The organism is Alistipes sp. An54 (assembly GCF_002159375.1).
Classification (GTDB): domain Bacteria; phylum Bacteroidota; class Bacteroidia; order Bacteroidales; family Rikenellaceae; genus Alistipes; species Alistipes megaguti.
Window position 1 is genome coordinate 177039 of the sequence record NZ_NFIA01000007.1, and the last position, 16457, is coordinate 193495.

The window sequence follows — 16457 nt, forward strand, 5'->3', positions numbered from 1 at the left end:
CAATTTCAGGTTAAAGCCAACCGCCGTTCTTCGAACCCGAATCACGGGCGATGATCGCAAACTCCTTCGTCACCTCGATACCGCCGATGATCGTGGCCGAGCCCGGACGGTTGCCGCCCGCAACGGCCTTCACCGTGATGTGGGCCACACCGGGCTTCATGCACTTGATCATCAGTTGTCCGTTGTACATCTCCGGTTCGGACGGCAAGCCGAGTTTCTCCTGATCCTCCTTCGACATCTCGATGCCCGTATAGGTCAGATTGTTCGCCGATCCGCCGAAATACTGCGACAGGGTGATCAACTGCAGCGATCCGGTCGGAACCTTCAGGCAGGGCGTACCCTCGATCTGCATCAGCAGCTGATAGGCGTCGATCAGACCCGTACCCATCTTGCCGCGGTAATCCTCCAGATTGAGAACGGCGCCGGTCTCCTTCGTTCCCTCCAGATAGCACTCCAGGTCGCTGACCGACGTGAGATACATCGACACAAACTCTTCACGCGTATAGTGCTTGCCATTGGCCAGCGCATACGAGAGGCCCAGTGCGGCTACGCCCGAAGCGTGGGGACACGCCATCGAGGTACCCTGCATGTAGCCGTAGTCCGCTCCGGAGATCTCCGAGCAGAGCGTCGACAACACACCGGCCTTCTCTCCGCCGCTCTGGCCCGTGGTCTCACCGCCCGGTGCCGCCACATTGCAACCCGGACCGTAGCACGTGTAGTAGGTCGGCAGGTAATCGGGAGCAATCGAGGTCACCGAGATGAAATCGCGGTAGGCGCCCGGATACTGCGAGACCGGAAGGCCGTCGTTGCCGGCCGCATAGAAGACCAGTCCTCCGTCCAGTGCCGGGCAGTTTTTCTGATTCATGAAATAGAGCAGGGCTTCGTGCTCCAGCGGCGAACGCTCCTCATACATACGGTCCGACGAGATATCGTTGCCGCTGTAACCGTAGGAGCACTGCAGAATCGAAGCTCCGTGATCGGCGGCATACTTGATGGCCCGGCTGGAAATCAGGTCGGTGCCGCCCTTGCTGCCCGAGAAGATCTGGCACGACATCAGCCGCACGCCGTCGTTGTGGCCCGTACCGCCGGCAACACCGGCAACACCGATCCCGTTGTTGTTCACCGCAGCGACGGTGCCGGCCACGTGCGTTCCGTGGCCCGAGTCACCCAACTCCTCGCCCGAGATCGAGGTCTCGCGCTTGTCCCACGTGATGGGGCCCTCGTCCACGAAGTTGTAGCCGTGGATATCCTCGTTGTTGTACTCCGGCGAGGGATTCGGATTGGTCCACATGTTGGCCGCCAGATCCGGGTGCGTATACTTGATGCCCTCGTCGACGATGGCCACGATCACCTGCGAATTGCCGCCCGTGAGTTTCCAGGCCGGAGCGGCATTGACATCGGCACCCACGCGGGCCGCCGTGGCAATGGCGGCATCGGCATTGTTGATATAGTGCCACTGCCAGAAGAGGTTCGGATCGTTGAAATCCGACGTTACCAGCGCACGGGTCTCTCCGTGGGCTCCGCCCGTGAAGGGATAGGCCTTGCCGTCGTACGCCTTGCGGAGCTCGACGCTGAACTGCACCTTCGAAACCTCGGCAACCGAAGCCAGACGCTCGGCCGCCGCGTCGAGATCCTGATCCTCGTCGAAGGTGAGCACATACCAGCGGTGCAATCCGGCGGCACGCGTCTGCGCCTCGCGATCGCCGGCATAGGGGAACACGCGCTTGAACGAACTTACGTGCAACTCTTCGAAAATCTCGTCGACTCGCTGGATCCCCGAACGCGTCACCTGCGAACGGGTAGCCGCCTGACGGGCCGCCGCCTCTTCCAGAACGGGGATCGCCTCTTCATTGAACTTGGCGATGATCGTTCCCTTGACGGCCGATGTGGAGGAGTTGCAGATCTTGGCTGCCGCCGGCTCTTGCGGGTCCGTAACCGAGGTAGCCGCATCCTGGATGGGATCCGAGCCGCACGCCGCAAAAAGAAGCGATGCCAGAATCAATACTTTCTTTCTGTTCTGCATATCTGTGTATCGTATTGAATTACGCCGCTCGCGACGGGCCGGATTCACACGGAGTCCGGACCCGTCCCGGGGCTTACGCTGTTATTCTACTTTCTTTCCGATTCGTTTGAAGGTCATCTCCGTTCCGGCATCGGCCGTCCGTGCCGACGTCACCGAGAACTTCGCCTCGGCCCGCTTGAGCGTCGGCATCGAGGCCGGAATCCGGTTTACCCCCACGTTGATCGCCTCACGACCGCCGAAAGCCGGCATATCGGGCTGTCCCCCGCCAAACTCGGGCAGTTCGACGAAGTTCCGCGGACGGAATCCGTTGCGGATCTTCTCCCGCATCAGGGCGATGTTCTTCCCGACCGCAGCGGGAATGCCGCCCATATCCTTCTCCGGATCGACGAGCATCATCTCCATCGTCAGGCTGAACAGGTCATAAACCGACCCCGTGAAAAGATACGAGAACATCAGCCCCTGATCAACGGCCGCAGGCGATGCCACGACATAGAGATATCCGTCGGCCACGGCACCCAGGAACATGCCGAACGAGAAGTAGATGCCATTGCCATCCGAGGGCATGAAGCCCAGATAGGTCTTCTGTCCCAGATATATACCCGTCGTCTGTTCGCCGTCGGCATAGAGGGCCAGCGCTCCGGTGTAACCCGAGAACATCGAGGTATTGGGGATGTAGTAGCCCAGCGCCTCGCCTCCCGAGGTGAAGTCGATGCCCGAAAGGCCCTTGACACGGACCACCGGCTGCGAACTGGTGCTCAGTTCGGGATCCTCGTACATCGTCACCTCGCCTATCCGCCGGCGGATCGGTTCGTCGTCCATCAGGTTGATGGCGTAGTAGTTCCACGTCGTGCCGGTCAGTTTCTTCAGCGAGGGCTGGCTGCCATTGGCCAGGTAGTCGCTGTAGCCGTAGTACTCCAGACCCGGGTTGAAGGTTCCCGTCGTCTTGTGCGTCTGCGACATCGTCCGCGTGTAATAGCCGTTGTTGACACGCAGTGCAAAGGTATACTCGCTGTCTCCGTTCAGACCGGTGAGCATCGTGCTGAAGTGACCGGCGTTGAGATTCTCGAGCTCCTCGTCGGAGAGCTTCGTACCCTGCTTGTCGAGCAGGTCGTCGAGCGACTGACCCGAGACGCTGCTCGTACGGAAGAGTCCGTAGGTCAGCGATTCGATCTCCGAACCATAGGCATAGAACTTCACGGCATTGTCCGACGAGATGCCCTGTCCGGCAAACTCGTTCGAGGTCTCCAGACCGTAGGTCAGGTCGATCTCCTTCTCCTCGCCGGCGGCCACATAGCCGAACGACACATAGGCATACCCCTTCAGGTCGCCGCCTTCCTCGCCGTAGATGCAGCCGACAAGGGTATACTTGCCCGTCTTGAGGCCTTCGATCTTGATGGTGCCCGACTCCGAGATCGAGCCGTCGAAGGTGTCGGGATCCGCCTTGGCGGCATCCAGATCCTGGGCATAGAGGCTGGCCTGTCCATCGTCGACCACTCCGTCGTAGAGCGCATATTTCATCAGCTTGGCATCGTCGGAAAATGCGGCATCGATATTCACGACGCCATCCTCCGGTTCGTGCTTGGTCAGTTTGACCGTATAATCGGGGGCCTGGACTCCCGGAAGCTGAATCCGCAGCAGGCCCGACATATTCCCATAGTAGAACACGCCGGAGTGCTTCTCCAGCTCGAGCATGATGCTCTGCGTCGGGAAGGTGATCACGCCGTCCTTCAGCGTTCCGTACTGGTTGCCGGACTCGTCCATCGAGAAGTTCTCCGAAACGTTCGAGGCGATGCGGATCTCACCGTCGGTGGTCAGCAGCGACAATCCGGTGCTCTGATAGGGAATATAGACCTTGTCGGGGTCGCTGGCATCAATGATCGTATAGACATCGCGGCTCTGATAGGAGAATTTCGGGCTTCCGGTCAAGGCCTCCATGAAGGCGGCATTGTAGACCTTCATCCGGTAGAGACCCGGCTTGTCGTCACGCTCGTACATCTCGACCTCGATTTCGGGATTGGGGTTGAAGTCCGAACTGCTTGTCGAATAGAGGTTGCTGACCAGGTCGTCACGCCATTTGCCCTTGTTCGTCGACCCGTCCTCGCTGGTCAGGGGCACCCAGTCGGCGCGGATCACCGAGAAGGAGAGCGACGTGGCATTGGGTCCGTAGATGGAGATGTAGTGCGGGTCCACGATGCGGATATCGCACGTATACTCCTTGCCCTTCTGGGCGTTGGGGAACGAGACCTTGAATTCGGCCTCCTTCTCGCCGGGGCCGAAGAACAGCGGCTCGATGTCGAAGATGCCCTCATCGCTGGTCGTCACCTCGACGGGCACCGTAATGGCATCAATGTAGCGCGTGCGGCAGACCTTGTAGGTCACTTCCAGCGGGTCGGCCGAAGAGACCTCCACCTCGGTCGGCGAGCTCTGCGTGGGGAAGTAGACCCCATACGTATTCGGGTCCTCTTCGGCTCCGCGCGTATAGGTTGGATCGTCCGTACAACCGGCCGCCAGAGCCGTTGCCAGGAATGTCCACAAAAGATATTTGAAATTCTTCACGGTTCGCTGAATTTATGGTTTGAATTTGGTAGCGATTCGCTCGTCCGTACGGATTATTTCCACGGTTCGATCATACCCGACGGATCGGGGTTGTTCTGCTTGGCGATGATGGGATTGTTCTGCGTCTCGCCGCGGGTGATGACGATGTTCCAGTAGGGAGCCCGGCCATCGACGTTGAGCCGGTACGACGACGGCGCGTTCGTACCCACATAGCCGCGCTTGCTCGACATGTTCAGACGCTTCATGTCGAACATCACGATGCCCTCGCCCCAGAACTCGATACGCTTCTGCAGCATGAGCTCGTTGACGAAGTTGTCGAGCGACGAGCCCACCTTGACCGAGCAGTCGTACGTCGCACCGTCCATCATGCGGTAACTGGTCATGAACGAGTTGAGCAGACGAACACCCTCCGGCAGGTTGCCGGCCTGGGCCGTAGCCTCGGCCTCGATGAAGTACATCTCCTCGACACGCATGCAGCAGTGATCCGCCGCACCGCCGACGTTGTAGTCCTGATAGGCCCCCTGGGCCGGACGGAACTTGATGTTGGCATAATCCTTCAGGCTGTTGGCGAAGTAATCCTTGCTGTCGCTGCGGCAGCTCTTGTAGGCATAGCTGTTGCGGTCGGGGTCGAGCCACGAGTGGCGGCGGAAATCCCGGATGCTGATGCTGTTGTAGAGGTTCTTGTTGATACCGCGGCCGGCGTTGTAGGCGGACCAGTCATTCTCGCAGCTCATGTGCGCCGTGAAGCAGAAGAGCGGCTGAACACTCTCGTTCGGAAGAGCCAGGCCCCAGATCCAGGCGTCGTTCGAGGTGGCGCTGTTGAAGCCGTTGGTCGGATCCTCCCACTGCTCCTGCGTCAGCGGCGTGCAGCCGCTGGCCGTGATCGCCTTGCGGGCGTACTCGGCCGCCGACCGATAGGCCGCAACGTCGTTCTTGGCCGTGCCGCGCTCCAGGTAGGCCCGCGCCTTCAGGCCGTAGACCAGCGCCAGACTGATCGTATACTTGTCCGGAGCCGCATAGCTCTCCAGCAGCGTCTCGGCCTTGTCCAGGTCGGGGAAGATGATCTGATCGTAGATGTCGTCGACCTTCGCACGCGGATTGTTCTTGGCCTGCGCCTCGGTGGTCTCGGGCAGCACGATGGGCACGCCCAGACCCAGCAGCTCCGGGGCCGAGGTGACCGTATTCTCCTTGAACTCGTACAGCCGCACCAGGTCGAAGTAGAACATGGCGCGGTAGGCGTAGGCAAAGCCCAGATAGGAACGCTGCGTGGCATCGAGCGACATGTAGTCATCCGTGTCGATGAGGCTGATGACGCTGTTGGCCATCATGATCCACGTATAGTAGTTGTCCCACGTCAGGGCTCCGACGGCGTAGTCGGCGCCCAGGGCGTCGTTCGTACCCCACTGGGCGAACCAGTCGTAACCGATGTTGCCCGTCACCACCAGGTCGCCCGTCATCGACTCCATGGCCAGGTGGATGGCCGGCAGCGAGAAGTCCCACGCAGCACCCTGCTGGGCATAGCCCGTCGATCCGGCCTTGACCAGGGCGGCCGGAATACCGCGGATCGTCGTTTCGAGCGTTACCTGACGTTCGATGGCGATATCCGTCGGGGTCGCTTCCTTGATGCAGCCCGTGGCCAGAACGGCTGCGGCAAGCGTTGCAAGCGATATTTTCAAGTTGTTTTTCATAGTCTGTATGTGTATCTTTGGACGTTTAGAACTGGAGATTGATACCGCCCGAGATCGTGCGCACGGGCGAGTAGGTTGCCTGGGAGGTGGATCCCGAGTAGGAGTAACGGGGATCGAAACCCTGCCGTTTGGACCAGTAATAAACGTTTTCGCAGGCCAGATAGATGCGGATCCGGTCGATGCCGAGTTTCTGCGAGAGCTTCGCCGGCAGCGTATATCCGAGGTTGATGTTCTGCAGGTTCAGGTAGCTGGCATTCATCAGGAAGCGGTCCGACTGACCGTTCTGGTTCTGATCCTCGTACTGCAGACGCGGGATGTTCGACGAAGAGTTCTCCGGCGTCCAGGCGTTGAGGATATCCTTGTGCCAGTTCATACCCGTCGACTTGTTGGCCGGCGAGTACATCGCGGCGGCATATCCCGAGTCATAGGCCAGACCGCCGATCTGATAGGTGAAGGCCACGCTCAGATCGAAACCGTAGCAGCTCAGGCTCGTGCCGAAACCGCCGTAGAGGTCGGGAATCGGGTCGCCGCAGAGGTAGTCCGAAGCCTTGGCATATTCGGTCGTGGTCGTACGCCCGATGACGTTGCCGTCGGCATCCGTCTCGTCCATGTACCACATCGACTCACCCTCGCTCGATACGCCGGCGTACTTCTTCATGTAGAAGGTGTACATCGGAAGCCCCTCGCCGAAGAAGGTCGTGCCGCTCACGTAACCGCCGTAGCCCTCGACCACCTTGTTGCGGCGCTCCTGCGGCAGCATCGTGATCTTGTTGCGCAGGTGGGTCATGTTGAGGTTGATGTCCCAGACGATCTTGTCGGTGCGGATGGGCGTGTAGTTGAGTTCGATTTCGATACCGCTGTTGCGCATGTCGCCGACGTTGGCGTAGTAGGACGAGTAGCCCTGCGAAGGCGGTACGGGGAACGACAGCAGCATGTCGGTGGTCTTGCGCAGGAAGTACTCCACGCCGCCGGTCACCATTCCGCGCAGGAAGCTGAACTCGACACCGGCATTGAAGTTCGAGTTGGTCTCCCAGGTGATGTTCTCCGAACCCTTCGAGTTGAAGACCGTCGAGACCTCGCCGTTGGCATTCTCGATCGTGTAGGTGTTCGTATACTGGAAGTTGCCGATGTTGTCGTTACCCTGCGAACCGATCGAGGCCTTCACCTTGAGGTTGTCCAGCCACTCCTGGGTCCCGGCCATGAAATCCTCGCGCGAGAGGATCCACGCACCGCCCAGCGACCAGAAGTTACCCCAGCGGTGATCGGGGTGGAAGCGCGACGAGGCGTCGCGGCGGAACGAGGCCGAGAAGAAGTACTTGTTCGAGTAGTCGTACATCACGCGGGCGAAGTAACCTTCGTTGTTGTACTCGCTGCGCGACGATCCGGCGCTCTGCTTGTCGATGACCGCACCCGAAAGCTCGTCGTTCTCCTGCGTGAGCATGTGGCTCTTGCTGGCCGAGAGGCTGTAGCTGCGGGCATTGTAGTATTCGTGACCCACCATGACGTTGAGGTTGTGGGCCCCGAACTGTTTGGTATAGTTCAGGATCTGCTGCGTGTTGTATTCGAACTGACGCGAGTGGCCCTTTGCGATGAGGCCCTTCTCGCCCTTGTACTGTCCGAAATAGGGGTTCATGATGCTCGTCGAGCGCGTCTCGTCGAGCGTGACGCCCGCATTGAACGTGAACTTGAAATCCTTCAGGAAGGTGATGTCGAAATAGGTCGTGCCGTTGAAGGCGTTTCCTTCGGAATTCGAGGTGTCGAGGCGCGAATCCGAGAGGGCGTTGCTGTCGGTGAAGATCGAACGCTCCATGCCGGCATTGCGGCCGTAGTCGTACATCATGATCCCGTCCTCCGTGTAGCGGATGTTGCCGTTGCCGTCACGGATGTAGAGCGGGTAGATCGGGCCGACGGTCGTCGTGTAGGCGAAGACGTTGCCCGAACTGTTGCTGGCGCCTCCGTCGTCGATCTGGTCGTAGTTGAAGCGCGAATAGTTGATGTTGGCACCCATCTTCAGCCACTTCTTGGCCTGATAGTCGACCTTCAGACGCGACGTGAAGCGCTGCATGTCGGAGTTGTAGGCAATACCCTGATTGTCGAGGTAGCCGGCCGACGCATAGACCGAGGTCTTCTCGCCCGACCCCGAAATGCTGATGTTGTACTCCTGACGCAGCGAGTGACGGAAGGCGGCATCGGTCCAGTTGTCGGGCTGGATGTAGTACTCCTCCCCCTCGTAGACGACGCGGCGGCCGAGCGTGGCCTGCGGATTGACCTTGCCGTTGATGCCGATGAACTCCTGCCCCTCGGGGAGCGTGTAGACCATGTAGCCCAGACCGCCGTCATTGGCCGAAGCGGTCAGGTTCTGATTGGCCAGCGAGTGAGCCTGAATTTCGCTGTAACCCGAATCAAGGTAGTAACGCTTCAGGGCGCCGTAGTGCACCTCGTAGAACTGAGCCGGATTGGTGATGTACTCGTAGTCCTTGACGGCACGCGAGTTGACACCCCACTTGGCATCGAACGAGATGACGGCCTCCTTCGATTTGGCCTTCTTGGTGGTGATCATCACCACGCCGTTGGCACCGCGGGCTCCGTACAGGGCATTCGACGCGGCATCCTTGAGCACGGTCATCGACTCGATATCGTTCGGGTTCAGATTGTTCAGGTCGCCCGAATAGGGCATGCCGTCGACGATCCACAGCGGGCCGTTTCCAGCGTTGAGCGAACTGAAACCGCGGATGCGGATTTCGGGGCTCTGACCGGGCTGTCCGGAGGTGTTCGTCAGCTGCACACCGGCCACCTTGCCGGCCAGGGCCTGAGCGACGTTCGACTGCTGCGATTTGACGATGTCATCGGACTTGATCACGGCAGCCGAACCGGTGAAGGCCTCCTTCTTGGCCGTACCGAAGGCGACGACGATCACATCGTCGATGGCCTGCGAATCCTCCTTGAGGACGATGTCGATACGGGTTTTCCCGGCGATGGCGAGTTTCTGCGACTGGTAGCCGATGAACGAGACGAGCAGCGTCGCATCCGAGGCGGCCGAGATGGAATAGGAGCCGTCGGCATTGGAGGTGGTACCGTTCGTGGTCCCTTCGACAAGGATGGTGGCTCCGGCGACCGGATTACCGGCATTGTCCTTGACGGTTCCGGTTACCTGGACCTGTTGGGCAAAGGAGGCCAAACAGAGACTCAGGGTCACCGATAGCGTAAAAAGTAGTTTTTTCAGCATAAAAAAGAATAGAAAATTGGCTCAACACAGGATATGGACGACGAACGCCCGCAGGGGTTCGGTCACAAGAATACGCTCCCCCCCCCGGACACGGCCCCGAATGCGGCCGGGCCCGGAAGGGTGAGCGGCAGTTATCTGTCAGTCATTGTATACATCAATTGTAGAAGGAATCCGGAAGATCGTTGCTCTGCGTGCCCGTATATTTCGTCACTTTGCCCTTGTACTGGATGTAAATCGTGTTTTTCAGGCAGTTTGAATATTGACCTTTGGCGGAAATCTGATCTTTCATCGAGAACTCGATGTTCCAGCCGCTGCCATCCTTCGAAATCGAAACACTGGCCACATCCGGACAACGGCAGGACGAGCCCGTACTCCAACTCGGATCAAATCCATATTCAGTATATCCAAGGTAGTCTCTATTATTCATCTTGAATTCCCAGATGAACTTATCACCTTGCGCATGCAGGGCATCAATGTCAACATTCAAGGATTCAGTCTCCGAATAATCGCCCTGTACACACAGCACCGGAGTACCATTGGTCGAATCAATTCCGTTCTCGGCGGTCTGTGGCGTTACGAAATAGAAGAAATAAGCGTTGGCTTTAGAACCATAACTCGAATAATTGGCCTGGTGACGCACCTGAACCTTGAGAATCTCCCAGTCGTTAACCACGGAGCCATCCTCGGCATAGGCAACAAACTGCGGCTTGTAGGGCATAACCGGCGTCAGCACCGAGGTCATGTCGGCTTCGTAGCGCGTAAAGGTGCCGTACCACTCGGCCTTCACCGACGGACCGGTCGGGAACTGCACGTCGACACGCACATAGTAGGTAGCCATTCCGACGGCAATCGCGCGGACCGTACCCGTGGCACCCTGGCCCGAAGCCATCTTCGGATCGTAGGTCGTATAGGTACCGTAATCGTATACAAAGAGACCGATCTTGTCGGCATCGGTTGCCAGATCGAACGTCTTGCCCATATCGCTGCTGGCAATGTTCAACTGTACGGCATAGCCGCCCGTAGTCAGCCCGGCAAGACCCTCCTGCGGCTCCGCGGCATCCGGATCGGGCACGCCCAGCGCAAACTGATAGCTGGCTGCATACTGGTTGTCAAAGCGATAGATCGTCGTCAGATCGACATCCTTGACAGTTGCGCCATCGACCGTCACCGTCATGTGATTCGTGCTGGCATAACCTACACCGATCGTATTGTTGTCATAGTCGGCGCGCAGACGCGAATCGGCATTCTCAATGTCGAGCGACACGGAGAGTTTCGCATCGTCTCCACGGTCCTTCTTCAGCGTGAGCTTGCCGGTCGTCCCCTCGGCAGTCTCAAACTCACCGCACTGAATCGAGACCTTCGACAGATCGGCCGTCGAAAAATCGATCTCCAGCGTCGAACCGGCCGTCAACCGCCCGTTGACAATCTTCTCGGCATCGAGAGCCGACTCAAGTTCAATGGTCACCGCAGCCGGATTCTCAGTCGCAGGTGCACCCGTCACTCCCGCTGCTTCATAAAGGTAATAGGTCGTTGTTCCGGCCTCGAGATCGACCCACTCCACGATACTGCCGATCTTCCTGACCGCATCGTCCAACGCATACTGATTGCTCAGAACCGGCAGTTTGTACTGCACGCACTCGTTGTTGTAACGGGCCAGCAGCGTCTTGCCCGATTTCATCGTCACATCAAGGTAAAGAACAAACTGGTTGCTAAGCTCCAGCAGGCGCGTCGACAACTGAATTTTCTCCACGTCCGTGGCCAGCGTCAACTTGTTCACCGAAATATCCCTGTAGGCGACAGAGAAATCCTCCGAAGCGGTATCAACCTCTCCATGAGGCTTTTTCACAACGATTTTCAGATAGTCACCAGCATTCTCCATCCCTTTGACCGTCGAGATACCCTCGCTCGGAGAGAGATAAAAATGATAAACCTCGGAATCGTTCTCGTCAATCTCGTATACGACCGATTTGATATCAATCGGATCACCACCATCGTATTCGAACTGATCGGTCAACGACACGGGAGGAGGCGTAGGTTCTCCCCCATTTCCTCCGTTATCGGCATCGTCCTTGTTGCAGGATGCCGTGATTAAGGCAGCACTCAGAGCCACCCACGTCAGAATACGTAATCCTGAAGGGAAGATTTTTTTCATAGCGTTGATTTTAAGGATTAAAAGGGATAATGAAGGCACAGGGAACGGGGGATTCCCCGTGCCTTCATCGAGAATTCTTGAAAATTGGGAGTACCAAAAAATTGGGCGTACTAACGGAACAAGAGCTTGCCGTTGGTATTGTAACGGGCCTTAACCGCCGACAGAACCTGCGGGGCATCCTTCTTCGAGGGCACCTTCGACAATTTGCCGGCACTGGTTACGACCGGTTTGTCATTACCGTCCAGCTCCTTGCCCGACGAAACGACCGGCGTATCGGAGTTTCCAAGGTAAACCGGACCCGTCCACGTTCCGGTAATCTTGTGGTGGAGCACATCCTCTCCGTCAATCGTGAAGGAGAACCAGTTGTCTCCGCCTTCAGCCTTCTCCACAACCACGGTTCCGGTGTAGAGGCTGGCGTAACCCATCATCGAGGCCTTGTTGGTCGGACACTGACCCTGATCGTTCGTCACCTTGCTCAGATCTCCGGAGTATCCATACGGAGATCCATAGCCCCAGGCGCTATCCAGATAGAGCCAGCGCGTTCCGATATGGCCCTCGCCCGACTGGAATCCACGCAGGCAGACTCCCGGATACATCGCCGCGGGATAGCGGCTGGCCGAAACCGTGTAGGTTCCCGGAGTAATCTTGTCTCCGTCGCCCTCCTGGACCAGCAGGTCGATGCGGAAGATATCGCCCGGAACGAGCTTGCCCACAACACCCTTGGAAGGATCATTCACATCGATCAATCCCCGATAATCCGGATCGGACTTATCGTAGGTACCAGTCTCCAGACCGATGTCGATATACTGGTAGCTGCAGCGGTATTCCGGATTGTAGGCTCCCGGAGCAGCCGGAGAACCGGAATAGATCGCACTGATATTCTGGAAGCCGTATGCTCCGATATAGATCCGGTCGTCCGAGGGATAGCAGTTCGCACGCTTCTGCAGACTCAGATCCAGCTCGTAGTCCGACTCCAGGGTCGACGAACCGTCATCCTCATTGTCGTCCGACTGGTCCTCGATATAGATCTTGCCTTCGTACGAACCCGTGACGCTGTAGCCGTCGGCCGTGACCAGGTCGAACGTGATGCGGTAACCACCGTCGGCCGCATTGGCAATGACGATATCTCCGGTTGCAGGATAGGTATACAGACCCGACTGTGAGCCGTCGTCGTAGAGCGCATAGGTACCGAACGGGAAGACCATACCCATCAGCGACACCTCGGTTCCCGGCAGCCAGGTACGCTGCGCGAGCGACTGAGAGGCGGAATAGGTATCCGGATCGAGGCAGATGTCGTTCGGATCGTTGAACTTGCGGCCGAAGATATCCAGCGTGATACCGGCTCCGCCGATCTCGCCGTTCATGATCTTCCGGTCCTGGATAACGATCTGCATCATGCCGCTGCCCGTCGAGAAGTAGTCGCCCAAATAGATGGCCTGGCAGTCGAAGCCCTCGATCGTCAGATCGCGGCCCAGCTGCGGCAGGGCGGCATTGAAGGTACCGTTGGCAATGGTCAGCTGACCCTGGAAGAGGATCTCGTGCTCCTGATAGTCGGCATCGAGATAGGTGGCATTGATGGTCACCTCGCCACTCTCCTCGTCCTGAAGGATCGTCACGTCACCGACCAGCGGCATCGTCTGTTTTTCACCCTGGGCGTTGACATAGATCACCGAACTGTAATCGCTGTAATAGGTATGATCCTCGTTGCCGGCGCTCTCCGAGAAGACTCCGACGGGCATCTCCATCCACGACTCGCCGGGAGTGCCGTAAAAATCGAGAACCAGGGCGTAACCCTCTTCCGTGAGGTCAAACGACGTGCCCGATCCCGAATATTTGGTATTGGTAACGGCCAGATAGTAGTTGTTGGTGCCGGCCGCCTTGATCGAACCCTGATAACGGGCGAAGATCTGGGTGTTGAGCGTCGGCGTCTGATCCACGTTGTCCTTATCGGTGTGGCGCACACACAGGCCGTAGTAGTCTCCGACAAGCGTGACTCCGGAACCCGAAGTCACATTGAGCGACATTTTCAACGTGGTGGTGGAGGTCAGAAGAATATAGAGGCTCGACGACGAACGCGTAGCCAAATCGGCCGTTGCAGCCGAAATATCAATATCCTTATACTTCAAGGAGTTCATTCCGGTCCCGAGCTCCACGTCTCCGGCCGGAGTTTTCGTCTCGATCTTGATGTAGTCGTCGGCCAGAAGCATGGCGTCGAGACTGATCAGACCCTTGGTCGGCGAGAAATAGAACGTATAGACACGCTCCTCCTCATCATAGGTATAAACTACCGATTCGATTTTGCTCTGAACACCCGCATAAGAGAAGGTATTCTCGGCCTGCGAGACCGCACCCTCCGACTTATCCGAGGTACAGGAGGTTGCAAATCCTCCTAAAACAAACACCAAGCAGCTGATAAACAACTGCTTAAACCCACAAAAACAAAGGGAGAGGGGGGGGGTAATTGGGCAGAATTTCTTCATAGGAGATATTTTTTATTTTTTCCGGACCGTCCGGAGATTTTCTTGAATTTTTAACGTCTTTCGATACTTCTATATTCCAGCACTCAATCGGGGAAAACGCACTCTCCACGAAACGGCATCCGTTCCAAAGGTTCGCCACGATGATTCGCACACGCGTTTTTACCGAACGGAAAAGAGAACCCCGCAACCTCCGACCAAAGGGCCGCACGAGGGGTGCACTCGATTCCTCACTCACACTTTTGCATCTGATACCTCGTCCAAAGGTAAGCATCTCGCAGGAAAAAAACAAGAACGAGTCCCTTTTTTTTGCAACGGCAGGAATCTGATCCACATAACAAAAAGCCCCGAAAAAGCAGTTCCCTCTAATGAAATGAAATGCGAACACGGCGATTTCTTTTGATTTGTCAGAATCCGAAGATTTTTACTTATGATTTTTTTGACCGTTTTCTCGGGTTAACAAGGGGGCATTCCACCCCACCGTGCTTTCGAATCGGCACCGTGTTCCACACGACAAACCATCAAAAAAGGCTTCGCCGCCCTTCCTTCCGTCATTACACCCACCGTCCCGTTCCGGCATTCTCCGTGGCTCTTCAGACAAGCCATCCGGTGAAAACAAAAAAAGCGGACAACTCATTCGAATTGTCCGCTTTGGTAGAGAAACACCTAAACCTATCGACCAAATTTATCAGAGATTTCAATTTTATTATATATGCCTATAAATCATTTGACAAAATATCAAAAGTCAATATTTTGACACCTACAAAATAACAACGAAATATCATTTAAACCACACCTCCATACATACAGACCATTGACAATCAATCAACTACCACATAAGCCCCCTTTTATCAATTGGGTGATAGCGGTAGGTGTATTAAACGCCATACAGTGTGCTGAATATCACGTCCTGCACTCTTCGAAAAAATATTTCTCTACTATGCTTGACTTTTCTACTTTTCCTGCTATTTATTTATAAAAGAGAAAATTATGGAAAACAAGAAAAGAATTTTCAGAGAACTGAGTGATGAAACTAAGGCTAAAATCAGCCAATCATCTAAAAACCGACCAAAAACGGATAGTCATAAAACGCATATCAGTCAATCTATGATGCGCTATTGGCAGACTGTTCCGCATCGACCTGAGATAGAGCATGCAATGATGGATGATTTAATCGGAACTGAGGATAATGATTAACCATTTATCAAGGTTGAGTTTTGGGTTTTATAAGGAGTTAACATCTAAAAATAAAGAGATAAATATGATATAGATTTGATAAGATTGGATAAAATAAAAATAGTTTCTTCAATTGACTATATAAAAATTATAGATAAAAATAGATTCGATATTCATTATAAAGAAAATGATATAGTTAGCTATAAATTTACACAGTTACAACCTTTCTTATTGTATGTTGAGGCTAATATTAAGAATCAAGAATTGATTATTGAATTTACGGGAAAGATTCTTAGAGATAATTATACTTCATTGATTAACCAAAGTAATATTAAAAATTGCTTGTTATCTATTAATGAAATAGGATTCTGTCTTTTAGATGTAGAAGATATTTTGATTAGTGGCGAGATTGTAAAGGTCGATGTTACACAGGATGTTCCGTATCCTGATTGTGGAGAATTGACCAAAATGATTCAGGCTAATATTTCTAATTTCCGTAAGTATTTGCCCAGAATCATTAACGGAAACTTCACGATAGAGAAGAATGTGGTAACCAAGAGCTATAAATGCCGCTTAACTGTTTATGATAAGAATAAAGAGCTCAAACGTGTAGAAAACAAGCTATTCTTATCCCAACTGTCGGACAAGCAAAAGTTCCTGAATTATTTTGAAGGAAAAGTCCGATTTGAAATGAATTTGAATAGCAAAGAGCAAATTAGAAAGGCTTTACACATTACAGACTTATCATTCGAGTCTGTATTGAGTGCAAATGTTAATCCTATTTGGGAGTTTCTTGATCAGATTCTTGTTGATGCAGATTCAACAGACATTACTGCAAAGTGTGATGATTTGAAAGAACTGCTGAGAGGGGCACTTCTTCAAGTCTGCGATTATGATATTAAGAAGGTAGAAGCACAGTTGCGTTTGCATAGTTCTCCCAATACTCATATTTCCCAAACCTTGAAGCCTTTTAGGGAACTGCTTAAAAAGATCAACAATACACCAATTCTTCCGCTCAAGCAAACACTTCAGTCCCTCTTGTTGGAGATCATGATCTTCTTTGCTGCTGTGGCAATCTAATTTTGTATTAAAATAATCTTTTCAGATGTTTGCAAAGGCACTCTATTTTGTAGCAATGTAATTTAAAAGATTATTTTTG

At 54.9% G+C, this 16457-nt stretch carries 8 protein-coding genes; 2 read left to right on the forward strand and 6 right to left on the reverse strand.

All coding sequences use genetic code 11. The annotated features are described in order from the left end of the window. Positions 1-10: 10 nt before the first annotated feature. The 6 genes from B5G09_RS08615 to B5G09_RS08640 form a co-directional block, all read right to left on the reverse strand. On the reverse strand, positions 11-2023 hold the full coding sequence (locus tag B5G09_RS08615; RefSeq protein WP_087404868.1) for a subtilase family N-terminal domain-containing protein: 2013 nt from the start codon (positions 2021-2023) through the stop codon (positions 11-13). 81 nt (positions 2024-2104) lie between these two features. Beyond that, on the reverse strand, positions 2105-4579 hold the full coding sequence (locus B5G09_RS08620) for a hypothetical protein (protein WP_143256514.1): 2475 nt from the start codon (positions 4577-4579) through the stop codon (positions 2105-2107). A gap of 53 nt (positions 4580-4632) precedes the next feature. Next, positions 4633-6267, reverse strand: coding sequence for a RagB/SusD family nutrient uptake outer membrane protein (locus B5G09_RS08625; protein WP_087312230.1), 1635 nt, complete (start codon positions 6265-6267; stop codon positions 4633-4635). Positions 6268-6292: 25 nt separating this feature from the next. Then, positions 6293-9493: a TonB-dependent receptor gene (locus B5G09_RS08630; protein ID WP_087404870.1), complete on the reverse strand. Its 3201-nt coding sequence runs from the start codon at positions 9491-9493 to the stop codon at positions 6293-6295. 154 nt (positions 9494-9647) lie between these two features. After that, complete coding sequence (locus B5G09_RS08635) at positions 9648-11645, reverse strand: hypothetical protein (RefSeq protein WP_143256515.1); 1998 nt, start codon at positions 11643-11645, stop codon at positions 9648-9650. A gap of 110 nt (positions 11646-11755) precedes the next feature. Further along, positions 11756-14047, reverse strand: coding sequence for a hypothetical protein (locus tag B5G09_RS08640; RefSeq protein WP_143256516.1), 2292 nt, complete (start codon positions 14045-14047; stop codon positions 11756-11758). 1065 nt (positions 14048-15112) lie between these two features. On the opposite strand from B5G09_RS08640, the gene B5G09_RS08645 reads away from it, so the two are divergent. Both B5G09_RS08645 and B5G09_RS08650 read left to right on the forward strand, forming a co-directional pair. After that, a complete protein-coding gene (locus tag B5G09_RS08645; protein WP_087404873.1) occupies positions 15113-15319 on the forward strand; it encodes a hypothetical protein in 207 nt (68 codons plus the stop codon). Positions 15320-15394: 75 nt separating this feature from the next. Next, complete coding sequence (locus B5G09_RS08650) at positions 15395-16378, forward strand: phage/plasmid replication protein (RefSeq protein WP_143256517.1); 984 nt, start codon at positions 15395-15397, stop codon at positions 16376-16378. The last annotated feature ends 79 nt before the right edge of the window (positions 16379-16457 follow it).